This window comes from Enterobacter sp. AG326 (assembly GCF_004362415.1).
In the GTDB taxonomy this organism is placed as follows: domain Bacteria; phylum Pseudomonadota; class Gammaproteobacteria; order Enterobacterales; family Enterobacteriaceae; genus Enterobacter; species Enterobacter asburiae.
The window spans coordinates 254,920-270,556 of record NZ_SNXG01000003.1 but is presented as its reverse complement, the minus strand read 5'-3'; the positions used below and the strand labels follow the sequence as shown (position 1 = coordinate 270,556).

Genomic DNA, 15,637 nt, shown 5'->3' with positions numbered 1-15,637 from the left:
TTTCGCAATCCATTTAACAGGGTAATCCTTAACAACTTCTTAAGGGAAAAATTTAATTATTATTGCTGTACAGCAGGCGCTTACAGAGGGTTTACTGACGGCATCAAGGAGGGAACATGCGCATTTTACTGGTAGAAGACGACAGGTTAATCGGCGACGGTATCAAGGCGGGGTTAAGCAAAATGGGCTTTAGCGTGGACTGGTTTACCGACGGTAAAACCGGTCAGGCCGCGCTCTCCTCTGCGCCCTATGATGCCGTGGTGCTGGATCTGACGCTGCCGGAAATTGACGGTCTGGACATCCTGCGCGCGTGGCGCGAGAGCGGACGCAGCGAGCCGGTACTGATTCTGACGGCACGGGATGCGCTGAACCAGCGCGTCGAGGGGCTGCGTCTGGGCGCGGATGATTATCTCTGTAAGCCGTTCGCGCTCATAGAAGTGGGTGCCCGCCTCGAGGCGCTGGTCCGCCGCAGCCACGGCCAGGCGCGTAGCGAACTGCGTCACGGGAAGGTCACGCTCGATCCGACCCGTCTCGTCGCCACGCTGAACGGTGAGCCGCTGACGCTCAAGCCGAAAGAGTTCGCGCTGCTGGAGCTGTTAATGCGTAACGCCGGTCGGGTGCTGCCGCGAAAGATGATCGAGGAAAAACTCTATACCTGGGACGACGACGTCTCCAGCAATGCCATCGAGGTTCACGTCCATCATCTGCGCCGCAAGCTTGGGAGCGAGTTTATCCGCACCGTGCACGGCATCGGCTACACCCTGGGTGACGCATGAAGCTGACGCAACGCCTTAGCCTGAAGCTGCGCCTGACGCTTCTCTTCCTGCTGCTCTCTCTGACGGCCTGGTTTGCCGCCAGCCTGGTCGCCTGGCAGCAGACGACCCACAAGCTCGACAAGCTGTTCGATACCCAGCAGATGCTGTTTGCTAAACGGCTGCTGACGATGGATCTGGACGAGATCCGCGCTCCCGAACGCATGCGTGACATCCCTAAAAAAGTGAAGCACGGTCGTCTGGACGACGACGCGCTGGCTTTCGCCATTTACGCCGTCGACGGCAAAATGCTCCTCAACGACGGTGAAAACGGACGCGATATTCCGTACCACTATCGCCGCGACGGGTTCGATAACGGGCAGCTGCAGGGCGACAACGACGAGTGGCGTTTTTTATGGCTGACCTCACCCGACGGAAAGTACCGCGTGGTGGTCGGCCAGGAGTGGGAGTACCGCCAGGAGATGGCGCTGGACGTGGTCAGCTCGCAGCTGACCCCCTGGCTGGTGGCGCTGCCTGTAATGCTGCTGTTGCTGATCCTGCTGTTGAGCCGTGAACTGAAGCCGCTGAAAAAGCTGGCGAAGACCCTGCGCTCCCGCTCGCCGGATGCTACCGATAACCTGCCGACGGAGGGGCTCCCGGCGGAAGTTCGCCCCCTGCTCGACGCGCTGAACCATCTCTTCGCGCGCACCCAGGAGATGATGACCCGCGAGCGTCGCTTTACGTCCGATGCCGCCCACGAGCTGCGCAGCCCGCTGGCGGCCCTGAAGGTGCAAACTGACGTGGCGCAGCTGTACCAGGACGATCCCGAGGCGCAGTCCAAAGCCCTTTCGCAGCTACATGCGGGTATCGACCGCGCCTCCCGGCTGGTGGATCAACTCCTCACGCTGTCGCGCCTGGATTCGCTGGATAACCTTGACGATGTCGAACCGATTCCCCTGGCCGACTTACTGCAGTCGGCCGTGCTGGATATCTGGCATCCGGCGCAGCAGGCGGGCATTGATATTCGCCTGAACATCCATGCACCAGAGGTTACACGCACGGGCCAGCAGCTGCTCCTGAGCCTGCTGGTGCGCAACCTGCTGGATAACGCGATTCGCTACAGCCCGCGCGGCAGTACGGTGGACGTGACGCTGGACGCGCGTGGCTTTACCGTGCGCGACAACGGCCCAGGCATTTCACCTGACGCGCTGGCGCGCATCGGCGAGCGCTTTTATCGTCCGCCGGGTCAGGATGCGACGGGCAGCGGTCTGGGATTATCCATCGTCAAACGCGTCGCCGCCCTGCACGGGATGCGCGTTTCGCTGAGCAATGCCCCTGAAGGCGGTTTTGAAGCGAAGGTCAGCTGGTAGGGATTATTGCGTTTAATGCAAAAGACTTTGCACATTTTGCTCATTTTACCGCACCGTCCTCGCGCGTAGAATACTCGCCATACTCTCATCATCGAGGACAAATAATGAGCAACATTCTGATTATCAACGGTGCAAAAGAATTTGCGCACTCTAAAGGCCAGCTGAATGACACCCTGACCGAGGTCGCGGACGGTTTCCTGCGCGACGCCGGGCATGATGTTAAGGTCGTGCGTGCAGACAGCAATTATGACGTGAAGGCCGAAGTGCAGAACTTCCTGTGGGCTGACGTGGTGATCTGGCAGATGCCAGGCTGGTGGATGGGCGCGCCGTGGACCGTAAAAAAATACATGGACGACGTGTTCACCGAAGGTCACGGTTCGCTGTATGCCAGCGATGGCCGCACCCGCTCTGACGCCTCCAAAAAATACGGCTCGGGCGGCCTGATTCAGGGCAAAAAATATATGCTCTCGCTGACCTGGAACGCCCCGCTGGAAGCCTTCACCGATAAAGATCAGTTCTTCGAAGGCGTGGGCGTCGACGGCGCGTACCTGCCGTTCCACAAGGCTAACCAGTTCCTGGGCATGGATCCGCTGCCGACCTTTATCGTCAACGACGTGATTAAAATGCCTGACGTCCCGAGCTATATCGCAGAATATCGCAAGCATCTCGCGGAAATTTTTGCTTAACTGGTAGCCTGGAATTAAAGGAGTAGTAAACATGCTTACCGTAATCGCAGAAATCCGTACTCGTCCAGGTCAACATCACCGTCAGGCGGTGCTGGATCAGTTCGTGAAAATTATCCCGACCGTACTGAAAGAAGAAGGCTGCCACGGCTACGCGCCAATGGTCGATGCCGCCACTGACGCCAGCTTCCAGGCGACCGCGCCAGACTCAATCATCATGGTTGAGCAGTGGGAAACCGTCGCTCACCTTGAAGCGCACCTGCAGACCCCTCACATGAAAGCGTGGAGCGACGCGGTGAAGAGTGACGTGCTGGAAACCCACATCCGCATTCTGGAGCAAGGGGTTTAAGTTTCCCCTCATCCCGCCCTCTCCCACAGGGAGAGGGCGAACAGACTCAGGCCCGGTGAGCGTCAGCGCTACCGGGTTTTTTATCAGCTTAAAACTCAACTGCTATGCTTATTCTGACTTCATGATTAACAGGAGGATGGAATGGGTCTTTTTAACTTCGTGAAAGAAGCAGGCGAAAAGCTATGGGATAACCTGACCGATCATAAAGGCCAGAGTGACAAAATCACCGAGCATCTCAAAAAACTCAATATTCCCGGTTCAGATAAGGTTCAGGTTAACGTTACCGACGGCAAAGCCAGCGTGACGGGTGACGGGCTGACCCAGGAGCAGAAAGAAAAAATCCAGGTCGCCGTCGGGAACATCGCGGGCGTCAGCGAGGTGGAGAACAACATCACCGCGACCGATGCCAAAGATGAAGCCACCTACTACACGGTGAAATCCGGCGATACCCTGAGCGCTATCTCCAAAACCGTGTACGGCGATGCCAACAAGTACAATAAGATTTTTGAGGCTAACCGCCCGATGCTCTCCAGCCCGGATAAAATCTATCCTGGCCAGACGCTGCGTATTCCTAAAGCGTGATCCGCGAGCCGGGGAAATCAGCTGCTTTTCTTCCCCGGTTTTAACCCACGATGTAACTCGTTGATGCGCTTCATCGACTTGATAGTGCGCTGCGGCTCGGTGGAGGCCACGGATAAAATAATCATCTCCAGACACAGCAGCACCGTGCCGTGGAGCGGGATTTTGCCTTTTTCGCCGCCGCGCGGAACGTGGATCACCACGCTGGCTTCCTTGCTGAAGCGTGAGTCTAGGGCATTGGTCAACAGGATGGTGGGAATGCCCAGACGTTTTGCTTCACGCAGCGTGGTTTGCCCCTCCCTGTGCGCGGATTTCTGCGCCATCATCACCAGCACGTCGCCGCGCTGAAGCGCAATCAGCTGCTCGGCAAGCCCTATCCCGGTACGGTTAAGCGGCGTGGCGGGTAACCCCATACGACTGAACAGCCTGGCGGTGTACTCGGCCAGAATGCCGGAGGCGCCAATGCCAAATATGGCGACCTGCCTCGCCTGCGCCAGCAGAGAGACCGCCTGCGCCATCGCGTAGCGGTTGTGGGGCTCGGATAACACCTCGCAGGTGTGTTGATGCCCCTCCAGCACGAAATCAATGCTCGCGTTGACGTCGCTGGCGAGCGTATTCACCGTGGTTGACATCTTTTCGCTGGAGGTGACCACCGGACCAAACCACTGCTCCAGCGTTTGCTTGAGATCGCGCAGCCCGGCGAAACCCAGCGCCTGAATGGCGCGGACCACCGTGGCATCTGAGGTTTTCAACAGCGTCGCGATCTCCATTGCGGTCTGTTCCATCACCGCTTCGCGGTTGTCATGAATATAGCGTGCAACCTGCAGCAGACGCGGCGTCAGCTGATGCGCACGCGCGCGAAAGCGGTCGCCATAGACATCCACGCGCCCTTTCTCTTTGCGGATCACCGTGTCGCCTCCGGCAGCGGACGCCCGGCAATCTGCGACTGTACCTGCGCGGCCATCAGCCCTAACGAGGCGTACGAATTCGAGATGGCCTCTTCACGCGAGATCAGCACGTAGTGCCCGGTTCGGCAGGCATTCAGGAACTGACACCAGCCCGGCATGACCGCATCCATCGCCGCCAGCTCGTCCTGCGGTTTCCCGCCCGTATCCCCACGCCAGGTAGCGAAGACGAAATCGGCATCCAGCTCAGGCAGACGCTCGGCGCTGACGTCAATCCGCCCCCCTTCCGGAATAGATTCAATCAGCGGCGGGAAGGTGAACCCGGCGTCGCGCAGCACGCGGCCCAGCGAGTGGTAGCTGTGCATGGCGTTAATCTTTCCCTGATTCGCCTGAATCACGGACACGGTCACCTTGCGGGTATCAATAGTCGCCTTCAGCGCCTTAATCTGCTCCTGATAGCGCCGCTCCAGAACCTTAAGCCGCGCCTGCGTTCCCGTCAGCTGAGCCAGCTTGCGGTAGATCTCCGGCGCACCGCCGTCGAGATGATCGATGCTCACCGTCGGGGCAATTTTCGCCAGCTGTTCCACCGGGGTGTTGCGGGTCGGCTCGGTAACGATGAGGTCAGGCTTTGCGGCGGCGATGGCTTCAATGTCGATATCGGCCGTGCCGATAAATTTAATGTCGGAATTATCGAAGTCGACGCCGGTCAACATGCCGCTGGAGCGCAGAAAGTGGCTGCCGTCCGGCCGCGTGCGGCCATGGCTTGCCACCGGCGGTACGCCAAGCTCAATCAGCGGAATGGTGATATCCAGATCGTGTAAAGAGACAATCCGTTTCGGATGAACCGGCACCACCACTTTTCGGTTCAGATCGTCAGTAAACGTCTGCGTCGGCTCCGCCGCACCCACCGCGAACCCCACCAGCAACAGCATCGAAAATAGTACGCGCATCCTAGTCCCCTAAAATCTGTCCCGACGCTGCCAGAGCAGCAGCAGGAAAAACGGTCCGCCAATCAATGAAATCACAATTCCCGCCGGCAGCTGCAGCGGGAGGAATGCCAGACGTCCGACGTTATCCGCCAGCAGCACCAGCAGCGCGCCCAGCACGGCGCTTCCCGTCAGGAGCGCGGTTTGCCCACCGCGCAGCAGCAGGCGCGCCATATGCGGGGCAATCAACCCCACGAAACCTATACTGCCCACGCACGAGACGCAGGCCGCCGTCAGCACCACCGGGGCGAGAACCCGCAGCAGCGCCAGCCGGGTTGTGCGTACGCCAAGGCCCGCGGCGGCCTGATTGCCAAGCAACGCCACGTCCGCGGCCCGCGCGGTAAACAGCAGCAGCGCAAACGCGGGGGCCGCCCAGAGAGCGGCCAACCCCACCAGCATCCAGTTTGCCGCATGCAGGCTTCCCGCCAGCCACAGCATCGCCGTCTGCACGTCGCGCACGTCCGCCGTGGTCATAAAGACGCCCATTGCCGCGGCAAAGGCCCATGAAACGCCGATGCCGATCAGGATGAATCGCGGGCGCGAGATATCGCGCGCCAGGCCGATAACTAACAGCGCGGTAAGCAGCCCGCCGGCCATGCCGACCAGCGGACGCCAGGCCAGGCCCAGCGCCGGGAACTGAAAAATCAGCAGCAGTACCGCCGCGCTACAGCCCTCCTTCACGCCGATAAGCCCGGGATCGGCCAGACCATTGCGGGTGATGGACTGCATTGCCGCCCCCGCCATGCCGAGCATCGCGCCGCACAGCACCGCCATCAGCAGGCGCGGCAGGCGGATATCCATCACGATGTAGCGCGTCTCCGCCGTCAGGCTCTCAGGAGAAAACAGCGCGCGCCCGATGGCGGAGGTGGGAACAGGCAGAGAACCGTGCGTCAGGCCAAAGCCCAGCAGGCTTAGCGCCACCAGCGCTAAAAGGGTCAGGCACGCCAGCGCCCGCGGGCGAACCAGCGCCGATAGGCGGCCAATTCGGATCGCGCGGAATCCGGCCCGGTTCATTTGAACATCCTCGATGCCATAAAGATGAACACGGGCGCGCCGACCAGGGCCGTCATAATGCCGGTTGCCAGCTCCCAGGGCGTAAAAAGCGTGCGGGCGGCGATATCCGCCAGCAGCAGAACCAGCGCGCCACACAGAGCAGACAGCGGCACCATCACGCGTAAATCGACCGACACCAGACGGCGAATGAGCTGCGGCACGACCAGGCCGATAAAGCCAATCGGCCCGGCGATAGAGACGGCCGCGCCGCAGAGCAGCGCGATGGCCAGAAGGGCGAGCAGGCGGGTTTTCAGCAGCGACACGCCAAGCCCCTGCGCCATTCGGTCTCCCAGCGCCAGCATGTTGAGCGAGGGCGACAGCCCGATGGCGAGAACAAAACCGGCTGCTGCAGCCCAAAGGGCGCTCCGGAGCGTCTGCACGTTGATCCCGGCCAGGTCCCCTGCCAGCCAGGTGCGCATGGCGAGCAGCGTCTGTTCATCGAGAATTAACACCGCGGCGGTAATCGACGAGGCAAACGCCGACATCGCCACGCCGCACAGCGTGACCTTCATCGGCGTAAGCCCGGTGCGACCGGACGAGGAGAACATCAGCACCAGCAAAAACAGCGCGGCGGCACCGGCGGCGGCAACGAGCGGGCGACCAAACGGCAGCGACAGCCCAAGCGCGCTGGTAATCACTACCGCCAGCGCGGCCCCGGCGTTGAGCCCCAGAATATGCGGCTCGCCGAGCGGGTTGCGGATCACGGACTGCAGCAGCACGCCCGCCACGCCGAGGGCGGCGCCCGTCACCATCGCGGCGCAGAGGCGCAGCAGTCTTAATTTGATAATGACGTTATGGTCGAAATTGCGCGGATCGAAATGGAAGAATGCCTCCACCACCGTCTGCGGGGCGATGAAGCGTGCGCCGATGCCCAAGTGCATAATCGCGCCCAGCGCCAGCAGCAATGCGAAGATCGGGAAGGCCAGAGAGGAGCGCATCATGGCTGAACGGTGCCCTGGCGAAACGGCATAAAGAACGGCTTGTCGGTCAACGGGTTTATGGACATATGCACGTCGACATCAAACACCGCTTTGATCAGCTCCGGCGTGCAGGCATCGCCCTCATGCAATACGCCTTCAACTTTTCCCTGGCGTAAAAAGACCAGCGAATCGCCGTAGTTCACGGCAAAGTTGAGATCGTGCAGCACCACCACCACGGTACGCCCGTGCTGGCGGGTCAGGGTGTGCAGCAGTTCCAGGATCTCCACCTGATAGCGGAGATCGAGAAATGTCGTGGGCTCGTCAAGCAGGATATACGGCGTTTGCTGCGCCAGCGCCATGGCGATCCAGCAGCGCTGACGCTGGCCGCCGGACAAGCTTTCCACCGGCATATGGGCAAACTCCGCCGTGCCGGTCAGGCGCAGGGCCTCTTCCACCGCCAGCTCGTCCTCGTCGCTCCACTGGCGCATAAAGTTCTGCCAGGGAAAACGCCCGCGCGAGACCAGCTCAAATACGGTCAACCCTTCCGGGAGCAGCGGAGACTGCGGCAGGATACCCAGCTCGCGGGCAACGGCTTTGGTCGGCTGCTCGTGGATCGCCTTGCCGTCGAGAACTGCCGCGCCGCCAAGCGGCTGAAGCAAACGCGCAATGGTGCTTAGCAGCGTGGATTTTCCGCAGCCGTTCGCACCCACCAGAACGGTTATTTTCTGCTGTGGGATGGCAAGGGAGATATCATCAACGATGATTTTTTTCTGATAGCCCGCAGAGAGGTTCTCCAGAACCAGTCCCGGTTTTTTTGTGTTGTGAGCCACGTGAATGCCAACGTAATAAAAAAGCGCAACAAATATAAATAAAAATCATTCTCTTTTGAGAGTTTGACGCTGCGCCATGTAGTAGTCAAGAGAAGAAACACCCTGATAAAACCAGGGGTAAGCCTGAGAGAAAATGAACACGGAACGGCTTTCAAAAACATTTATTTCAATAAGTTAATCATTATCCCGCTGCGCTTATACGCCCGGTTATACGCTGTAGCCGATTTTTTCTTTTTTCCATTTACTACTACATTGGCGCATGATTGAATGATTCTCAATTACATGTCCGATGCTCGCCGTGGCTAACGGACAGACCGTAAAGGGCAATGACTCACACATTTTTCCGCGAAACGTCATTCGCGGGATATTTCGGGATAACAGATGTAATGGCTACGTTCACACCTTCACTCTCTGGGGTAAAAGGGCGCGCGCTCTTTTCACTGCTGTTTATGGCGCCGCTGGTGCAGGCAGCAGATAACACCGCGGCTACAGACGGCGAAACGCTTACCGTCACCGCCGATCCAAATACGACGGCGGAGGCAACGAATGGCTATCAGCCGTTGAATACCTCCACCGCGACGTTAACCAACATGCCGATGCTGGACATCCCGCAGGTGGTCAATACCGTCAGCGATAAAGTGCTTGAGGATCAGCATGCCACCACGCTGGATGAAGCGCTCTATAACGTCAGCAACGTGGTGCAGACCAACACCCTGGGCGGTACGCAGGATGCCTTCGTGCGCCGCGGGTTTGGCGCGAACCGCGACGGCTCGATCATGACTAACGGCCTGCGCACCGTACTGCCGCGCAGCTTTAATGCCGCAACCGAGCGCGTGGAGGTGCTGAAAGGCCCGGCCTCCACGCTCTATGGCATTCTCGATCCGGGCGGCCTGATTAACGTCGTCACCAAACGCCCGGAGAAAACCTTCGGCGGTTCCCTTTCCGCTACCTCTTCCAGCTTTGGCGGCAGCACCGGACAGATCGATGTTACCGGCCCGATTGACGGCACGCGCCTGGCGTATCGCCTGACGGGCGAATATCAGGACGAGGATTACTGGCGCAATTTCGGCACCGAACGCAGCACCTTTATCGCTCCGTCGCTCACCTGGTTCGGCGACGATGCCACCGTGACCGTGCTCTATTCGCATCGCGACTATAAAACGCCGTTCGATCGCGGAACTATCTTCGATCTCAACACTAAAAAAGCCGTCGACGTCGATCGCAAAACCCGCTTCGACGAACCGTTTAACGTGACCGACGGCCAGTCCGATCTCGCTCAGCTCAACGCGGAGTATCGCCTCAACAGCCAGTGGACCGCGAAGTTCGACTACAGCTACAGCCAGGATAAATACAGCGATAACCAGGCCCGCGTGATGGCCTACGATTCTAAAACCGGCAACCTGACCCGCCGCGTGGATGCGACCCAGGGCTCGACCCAGCGTATGCACACGACGCGAGCGGATCTGCAGGGAAACGTGGACATCGCGGGCTATTACAATGAGATCCTGACCGGCGTGTCGTATGAGAATTACGATCTGCTGCGTACGGATATGATCCGCTGTAAGAACGTTAAGGATTTTAATATTTACAACCCGAGCTACGGCAGCCTCGGCAAGTGCACCACCGTCTCGGCATCCGACAGCGATCAAACCATCAAGCAGGAGAGCTACTCCGCCTACGCGCAGGACGCGCTGTACCTGACCGATAAGTGGATCGCCGTCGCCGGAATGCGCTATCAGTATTACACCCAGTACGCGGGGAAAGGCCGTCCGTTTAACGTGAACACCGACAGCCGCGACGACCAGTGGACGCCGAAGCTGGGTCTTGTTTATAAGCTCACTCCGGCGGTCTCGCTGTTTGCTAACTATTCCCAGACGTTTATGCCGCAGTCGTCCATTGCGAGCTACATTGGCGACCTGCCGCCGGAAACGTCAAACGCGTATGAAATAGGCGCTAAGTTTGACCTGTTCGACGGCATTACCGCCAATATTGCGCTGTTTGATATCCACAAGCGCAACGTGCTGTACACCGAGAGCGTGGGTGATGAAACCGTCGCCAAAACCGCGGGCCGCGTGCGCTCGCAGGGCGTGGAAGTGGATCTCGCCGGGTCATTGACCGAGAACACCAACATTATCGCCAGCTACGGCTATACCGACGCGAAGGTGCTGGAAGACCCGGACTATGCGGGCAAACCGCTGCCGAACGTGCCGCGCCATACCGGCTCCCTGTTCCTGACCTACGATATTCACAATGCGTTTGCCGGGAATACCCTGACGCTGGGCGGCGGCGGGCACGGCGTAAGCCGCCGTTCCGCAACCAACGGTGCGGATTATTATCTGCCGGGCTATTTCGTGGCGGATGCGTTTGCGGCGTATAAGATGAAGCTACAGTATCCGGTGACGCTGCAGGTGAACGTGAAAAACCTGTTTGATAAAACCTACTACACGTCGTCCATTGCGACCAACAACCTGGGCAACCAGATTGGCGATCCTCGCGAAGTGCAGTTTACGGTGAAGATGGAGTTTTGACATAAAAAAGCCCGGTGGCGCTAGCACTTACCGGGCCTACGATCCATTCCCTCTCCCTGTGGGAGAGGGTTAGGGTGAGGGCATCAGGCCTCGATATCCGCCATATCGCCTTTCTCCTGCAGCCAGTTACGTCGGTCTTCCGAACGTTTCTTGGCAAGGAGCATATCCATCATGGCGTTGGTTTGCTGTTCGTCTTCGTCGCTGATCGTCAGCTGCACCAGACGGCGCGTGTTCGGATCCAGCGTCGTTTCGCGAAGCTGCATCGGGTTCATCTCGCCCAGCCCTTTAAAGCGCTGCACGTTCGGTTTGCCCTTCTTGCGCTTCAGCTGTTCCAGCACGCCCGCTTTCTCTTCTTCCGTCAGCGCGTAGTAAACCTCTTTGCCGAGGTCGATACGGTACAGCGGCGGCAGCGCCACGTGGACGTGACCGTTTTTCACCAGCGTTTTGAAATGCTTCACGAACAGCGCGCACAGCAGCGTGGCGATGTGCAGACCGTCGGAGTCCGCATCCGCGAGGATACAGATCTTGCCGTAGCGCAGCTGGCTCAGATCGTCGCTGTCCGGATCGATGCCGATCGCGACCGAGATATCGTGCACTTCCTGCGAGGCCAGCACTTCATCAGAAGAGACCTCCCAGGTATTCAGGATCTTACCCTTGAGCGGCATGATCGCCTGATATTCACGATCGCGCGCCTGCTTGGCCGATCCGCCCGCCGAGTCCCCTTCCACGAGGAACAGCTCGGTACGGTTGAGATCCTGTGCGGTACAGTCCGCCAGCTTGCCCGGCAGCGCAGGGCCGCTGGTCAGCTTTTTACGCACCACCTTCTTCGCGGCGCGCAGACGACGCTGGGCGCTGGAAATCGCCATTTCGGCCAGCATCTCTGCCGCCTGAACGTTCTGGTTCAGCCACAGGGTAAACGCATCTTTCACCACGCCGGAGACGAACGCCGCGCACTGACGTGACGACAGGCGCTCTTTGGTCTGACCGGCAAACTGCGGATCCTGCATCTTCACGGAGAGCACGTAGGCGCAGCGATCCCAGATATCTTCCGCCGACAGCTTCACGCCGCGCGGCAGGATATTGCGGTATTCGCAGAACTCGCGCATCGCGTCCAGCAGCCCCTGACGCAGGCCGTTGACGTGGGTACCGCCAAGCATGGTTGGGATCAGGTTAACGTAGCTTTCGGTCAGCAGCTCGCCGCCTTCCGGTAGCCACAGCAGCGCCCAGTCCACGGCTTCGGTATCGCCGCTAAAGTTACCGACAAACGGTTTTTCCGGCAGCGTTGGCAGGCCGTTTACCGCTTCGCACAGGTAGTCGTTCAGACCGTCGGCGTAGCACCAGGTTTGTGCGGTATTGTTAACGTGATCGGTAAAGGTGATTTCCACGCCCGGACACAGCACCGCTTTGGCTTTCAGCAGGTGCGTCAGGCGAGAAACGGAAAAGCGCGGGCTGTCGAAGAAGCTTTCGTCAGGCCAGAAGTGGACGCTGGTGCCGGTATTGCGTTTGCCGCACGTGCCGACAACCTGCAGATCCTGCACCTTATCGCCATTTTCAAACGCGATGTTATAGACCTGACCGTCGCGACGAACGTTCACTTCCACGCGTTTGGACAAGGCGTTCACGACGGAAATGCCCACGCCGTGCAGACCACCGGAGAACTGGTAGTTCTTGTTTGAGAACTTACCGCCCGCGTGCAGACGACAGAGGATCAGCTCAACGGCAGGCACGCCCTCTTCCGGGTGGATATCCACCGGCATGCCGCGCCCGTCGTCGATGACTTCCAGCGACTGATCGGCGTGCAGGATAACGTCGACGCGTTTGGCATGGCCCGCCAGCGCTTCGTCCACACTGTTATCAATAACTTCCTGGCCCAGATGGTTTGGGCGCGTCGTATCGGTGTACATCCCCGGGCGGCGGCGAACCGGCTCAAGCCCGGTGAGGACCTCAATGGCATCAGCGTTATAGGTTTGCGTCATGATTTAAACTAGCAATTCGCATTGATTGTCAGTGGCTGTGCAGTCCAAGAAAATCGACAATCTGGGTGAAATGATTCTCAAAGCCCGTGAAAGCATGGTTTCCGCCCTCTTCTATAGTCTGGCGGCAGGAGGCGTAATACGCCACTGCCTGGCGGTAATCCAGCACTTCATCACCCGTCTGTTGCAGCAGCCAGATGAGATCCGGCGCCTCAAGCGGGTCGACCTGCATAACTTTGAGATCGTAAATATGGCGTGACTCTAGCACATATTGCTGGCCGGTGTAGGGGTTCTCGTTTTCGCCAAGAAAGTCCCTCAGCAGCTCAAATGGCCGAACCGCCGGATTAACCACAACGGCGGGCAGCATGAAGCATTGTGAGAGCCAGGTAGCGTAATACCCGCCCAGGGATGAACCGACCACACCGAAGGTTTCGCCGCCGTGCGCAAGCACGATAGATTCCAGCATCTCCGCGGCCTCTGCCGGGTAAGGCGGCAGCTGCGGGATAATCATCTCAACGTCGGGGTGATGCTCGCTCAGCCACTGGCGAAACTGTGTCGCTTTTGCGGAGCGCGGCGAGCTGTTGAATCCGTGCAGATAAAGGAGCGTAGACATCAATAGCCTTCTGAAGCGGTATCCGGGCGGAATTTTGCACCGGTCAAACGGCAGACTTCCGTAGTCAGCGTGCCGTCGGCATGCAGTTCCAGCCAGCGCCAGCCCGGCGCGATGGTGTCCAGGGTAAAGTTGGCGCAGTGCGGCTTAAACTGAACGCAGGTCGACGGCGTCGCCAGCATTCGGCGTCCGTTCCAGTCGAGATCCTGTTCCTGATGAATATGCCCACACAGCAGATTTTTCACCCGTGGGAACTTCGCCAGCACGCGATCCAGCGCCGCGGAGTTGCGCAGACTGTGCTGATCGAGCCAGCTGCAGCCCGCCGGCAGAGGATGATGATGAAGCAACAGCAGCGTGTGGCGTTCAGGTTCAGCAGCCAGTTTGGTCTCAAGCCAGTCGAGCTGAAACTCGCTTAACTCACCGTGCGGGACGCCAAATACCTGGCTGTCCAGCAGCAGGATTTGCCACTGTTCACCCGCAAAAACACATTTCGCCGGAGAAATCCCCGCATCCTGAAGAGAACTGAACATGGCAGGCTGGAAGTCATGGTTTCCCGGCAGCCAGACGCAAGGCACGCTAAAGCTCGCGATGCCTTCAGCAAAATGCTGGTAGGCCGCGGAGGACTGATCCTGCGCCAGATCGCCCGTTGCGACAATCAGATCGCATGCACGGTTTTCAGCGTGAATGGCGCTAAGCACCGCCTGATAACTCTCCCAGGTGTTGACCCCCAGTAGCGTCTCATGCTTTTCGGCAAAAAGGTGGGTATCGGTGATTTGTAATATCCTGACTGGCGCCCCACCAGCAACAGTCAGGTTCAACAGGCTTTCCAAATGGTGTCCTTAGGTAGGTTTATGACGCTAACAAACCGGAATCGCCATTGCTCCATGTGCTAAACAATATCTTAGCCAGTCGGCTAAAAACTGGTTAATTTGATGCTTTTCGTCGCGTTGATGCAACTTTTTATTCGGGTAATCATACCGCGCCTTGAAGCGAAAGATCTGCTGGCTTGAACACACTTCAGCGACCATCGCGTCGTGATAGAGGCGCACCGTCATCGACGGCAGGCTCCAGTAGCTAATGCTCGGGGCCGTTTGCTCAATCTCCACCAGCGTAGTGTAGCGCGTTGATTCTGTTATCGTTAACCGATACTGCGCGTTGCTCACCTGATAGCTTACCGTTTCGCCGGGTGCGTCGTTTCGCGGCAGCAGGCGGCGCAGCTGTGCGAAATTGGTTTCGCACAGGCGCATCATTTCTGGGAAGTCAGGCGTATAGCGCTTCATTTTTTCCACTCGTTTCGTAATGTCTGATAATGCAGCTGTAGCCATTGCAGGGCGATGACAGACGCTGCGTTGTCGATTTTCCCCTCTTCTACCCACTGATAAGCCTGTTCCCGGCTTACCACATGAACCCGAATATCTTCGTTTTCATCAGCCAGACCGTGGATCCCTTCCGCCGTCGTGGCGTCCACTTCGCCCACCATAATGGACAAGCGCTCGCTGGTGCCCCCCGGGCTTGCCAGATAGCTCAGCACCGGTTTGGTGCGGCCTACCACCAGCCCCGCCTCCTCCAGCGCCTCGCGCCGGGCGACGTCTTCAACCGACTCACCTTCTTCGATCATCCCGGCCACCATCTCCAGCAGCCACGGGCTCTCGCTCACGTCATAAGCGGCAATGCGAATCTGCTCCACCAGCACAACTTCGTCACGCACTGGGTCAAAGGGTAGCAAGACTGCCGCATGCCCGCGCTCAAAAATTTCGCGTCTGATTTCGCCGCTCATTTCTCCGTTAAACAGGCGATGCCTGAAACGGTAAAGATCCATTGAAAAAAAACCGCTATAAAGCGTTTCTCGTGCAATAATTTCTACATCGTTTTTGGCGAATGTCACGGGCAACTTTTCTGGTTTCTGCATGAGTCGAGTCCTGGTAGCAATGGTGATGAAATTGTGAATTTCAAGGCTGTTTGGCTGCCGTTTGTAAGGCTATATGGTAGATTGGTGCAAATTACCGCCAGATGGCACGTTACGCCAACCTTTTGGTATGGAAGATTCTGTTAGAATCGGCAATTATTTTTTAATTAGATCAGCGCTAATACTGCTTCAC

General features: G+C 58.4%; 16 protein-coding genes. 6 read left to right on the top strand and 10 right to left on the bottom strand.

All coding sequences use genetic code 11. The features are described from left to right. The first annotated feature begins 116 nt into the window (after positions 1-116). From qseB to lysM, 5 genes are all read left to right on the top strand, one after another. Complete coding sequence (qseB, locus tag DFO52_RS12760; RefSeq protein WP_029740705.1) at positions 117-776, top strand: quorum sensing response regulator transcription factor QseB; 660 nt, start codon at positions 117-119, stop codon at positions 774-776. After that, on the top strand, positions 773-2,122 hold the full coding sequence (qseC, locus tag DFO52_RS12755) for a quorum sensing histidine kinase QseC (protein WP_133550505.1): 1,350 nt from the start codon (positions 773-775) through the stop codon (positions 2,120-2,122). The genes qseB and qseC overlap by 4 nt, the downstream gene beginning before the upstream one ends. A 104-nt stretch (positions 2,123-2,226) precedes the next feature. Beyond that, positions 2,227-2,808: an NAD(P)H-dependent oxidoreductase gene (locus tag DFO52_RS12750; RefSeq protein ID WP_023333418.1), complete on the top strand. Its 582-nt coding sequence runs from the start codon at positions 2,227-2,229 to the stop codon at positions 2,806-2,808. Positions 2,809-2,839: 31 nt separating this feature from the next. After that, positions 2,840-3,154 carry a putative quinol monooxygenase gene (locus DFO52_RS12745; protein WP_133550504.1) on the top strand — a complete coding sequence of 105 codons (315 nt, stop codon included), beginning with the start codon at positions 2,840-2,842 and terminating at the stop codon, positions 3,152-3,154. Positions 3,155-3,295: 141 nt separating this feature from the next. Beyond that, a complete protein-coding gene (gene lysM, locus DFO52_RS12740) occupies positions 3,296-3,736 on the top strand; it encodes a peptidoglycan-binding protein LysM (RefSeq protein ID WP_023309194.1) in 441 nt (146 codons plus the stop codon). 17 nt (positions 3,737-3,753) lie between these two features. On the opposite strand, the gene DFO52_RS12735 is transcribed toward lysM, so the two are convergent. From DFO52_RS12735 to DFO52_RS12715, 5 genes are read right to left on the bottom strand one after another with little or no spacing between them, the layout of a single operon-like run. After that, positions 3,754-4,641 (bottom strand): MurR/RpiR family transcriptional regulator, encoded by an 888-nt coding sequence (locus DFO52_RS12735; RefSeq protein ID WP_023309195.1) that lies wholly within the window; start codon positions 4,639-4,641, stop codon positions 3,754-3,756. Further along, positions 4,638-5,588 (bottom strand): iron-siderophore ABC transporter substrate-binding protein, encoded by a 951-nt coding sequence (locus DFO52_RS12730; protein WP_045356063.1) that lies wholly within the window; start codon positions 5,586-5,588, stop codon positions 4,638-4,640. Before DFO52_RS12730 ends, DFO52_RS12735 begins: the two co-directional genes overlap by 4 nt. Positions 5,589-5,597: 9 nt before the next feature. Then, positions 5,598-6,638, bottom strand: a complete 1,041-nt coding sequence (locus DFO52_RS12725; protein WP_133550503.1) for an iron ABC transporter permease — start codon at positions 6,636-6,638, stop codon at positions 5,598-5,600. Then, on the bottom strand, positions 6,635-7,618 hold the full coding sequence (locus DFO52_RS12720; RefSeq protein ID WP_063439520.1) for an iron ABC transporter permease: 984 nt from the start codon (positions 7,616-7,618) through the stop codon (positions 6,635-6,637). The genes DFO52_RS12725 and DFO52_RS12720 overlap by 4 nt, the downstream gene beginning before the upstream one ends. Then, positions 7,615-8,427 (bottom strand): ABC transporter ATP-binding protein, encoded by an 813-nt coding sequence (locus DFO52_RS12715; protein ID WP_133550502.1) that lies wholly within the window; start codon positions 8,425-8,427, stop codon positions 7,615-7,617. Before DFO52_RS12715 ends, DFO52_RS12720 begins: the two co-directional genes overlap by 4 nt. A gap of 386 nt (positions 8,428-8,813) precedes the next feature. Here DFO52_RS12715 and DFO52_RS12710 point away from each other — a divergent pair, with 386 nt between their 5' ends. Further along, the gene (locus DFO52_RS12710; protein ID WP_133550501.1) at positions 8,814-10,955 is read left to right on the top strand and encodes a TonB-dependent siderophore receptor; all 2,142 of its coding nucleotides are present in this window, start codon (positions 8,814-8,816) and stop codon (positions 10,953-10,955) included. A gap of 83 nt (positions 10,956-11,038) precedes the next feature. Here DFO52_RS12710 and parE read toward each other — a convergent pair whose 3' ends face one another. Genes parE through nudF form a run of 5 tightly spaced genes read right to left on the bottom strand, consistent with a single transcriptional unit; the run spans position 11,039 to position 15,447 of the window. Continuing rightward, a complete protein-coding gene (parE, locus tag DFO52_RS12705; protein ID WP_029740698.1) occupies positions 11,039-12,931 on the bottom strand; it encodes a DNA topoisomerase IV subunit B in 1,893 nt (630 codons plus the stop codon). A 28-nt stretch (positions 12,932-12,959) separates the two neighbouring features. Continuing rightward, entirely contained in the window at positions 12,960-13,541 is a 582-nt protein-coding gene (yqiA, locus tag DFO52_RS12700) for an esterase YqiA (RefSeq protein WP_008502976.1), read from the bottom strand. After that, the gene (cpdA, locus tag DFO52_RS12695; RefSeq protein ID WP_029740697.1) at positions 13,541-14,368 is read right to left on the bottom strand and encodes a 3',5'-cyclic-AMP phosphodiesterase; all 828 of its coding nucleotides are present in this window, start codon (positions 14,366-14,368) and stop codon (positions 13,541-13,543) included. Before cpdA ends, yqiA begins: the two co-directional genes overlap by 1 nt. Positions 14,369-14,395: 27 nt before the next feature. Further along, positions 14,396-14,818 (bottom strand): DUF1249 family protein, encoded by a 423-nt coding sequence (locus DFO52_RS12690; RefSeq protein ID WP_003862516.1) that lies wholly within the window; start codon positions 14,816-14,818, stop codon positions 14,396-14,398. Next, positions 14,815-15,447 (bottom strand): ADP-ribose diphosphatase, encoded by a 633-nt coding sequence (gene nudF, locus DFO52_RS12685; protein WP_023333429.1) that lies wholly within the window; start codon positions 15,445-15,447, stop codon positions 14,815-14,817. Before nudF ends, DFO52_RS12690 begins: the two co-directional genes overlap by 4 nt. Positions 15,448-15,637: the final 190 nt, after the last annotated feature.

Excerpts from the sequence above, each read along its gene's own strand:
- qseB (WP_029740705.1), top strand. The coding sequence starts at position 117 with ATGCGCATTTTACTGGTAGAAGACGACAGGTTAATCGGCGACGGTATC.
- qseC (WP_133550505.1), top strand. The coding sequence starts at position 773 with ATGAAGCTGACGCAACGCCTTAGCCTGAAGCTGCGCCTGACGCTTCTC.
- DFO52_RS12750 (WP_023333418.1), top strand. The coding sequence starts at position 2,227 with ATGAGCAACATTCTGATTATCAACGGTGCAAAAGAATTTGCGCACTCT.
- DFO52_RS12745 (WP_133550504.1), top strand. The coding sequence starts at position 2,840 with ATGCTTACCGTAATCGCAGAAATCCGTACTCGTCCAGGTCAACATCAC.
- lysM (WP_023309194.1), top strand. The coding sequence starts at position 3,296 with ATGGGTCTTTTTAACTTCGTGAAAGAAGCAGGCGAAAAGCTATGGGAT.
- DFO52_RS12730 (WP_045356063.1), bottom strand. The coding sequence starts at position 5,588 with ATGCGCGTACTATTTTCGATGCTGTTGCTGGTGGGGTTCGCGGTGGGT.
- DFO52_RS12725 (WP_133550503.1), bottom strand. The coding sequence starts at position 6,638 with ATGAACCGGGCCGGATTCCGCGCGATCCGAATTGGCCGCCTATCGGCG.
- DFO52_RS12720 (WP_063439520.1), bottom strand. The coding sequence starts at position 7,618 with ATGATGCGCTCCTCTCTGGCCTTCCCGATCTTCGCATTGCTGCTGGCG.
- DFO52_RS12710 (WP_133550501.1), top strand. The coding sequence starts at position 8,814 with ATGGCTACGTTCACACCTTCACTCTCTGGGGTAAAAGGGCGCGCGCTC.
- parE (WP_029740698.1), bottom strand. The coding sequence starts at position 12,931 with ATGACGCAAACCTATAACGCTGATGCCATTGAGGTCCTCACCGGGCTT.
- yqiA (WP_008502976.1), bottom strand. The coding sequence starts at position 13,541 with ATGTCTACGCTCCTTTATCTGCACGGATTCAACAGCTCGCCGCGCTCC.
- DFO52_RS12690 (WP_003862516.1), bottom strand. The coding sequence starts at position 14,818 with ATGAAGCGCTATACGCCTGACTTCCCAGAAATGATGCGCCTGTGCGAA.
- nudF (WP_023333429.1), bottom strand. The coding sequence starts at position 15,447 with ATGCAGAAACCAGAAAAGTTGCCCGTGACATTCGCCAAAAACGATGTA.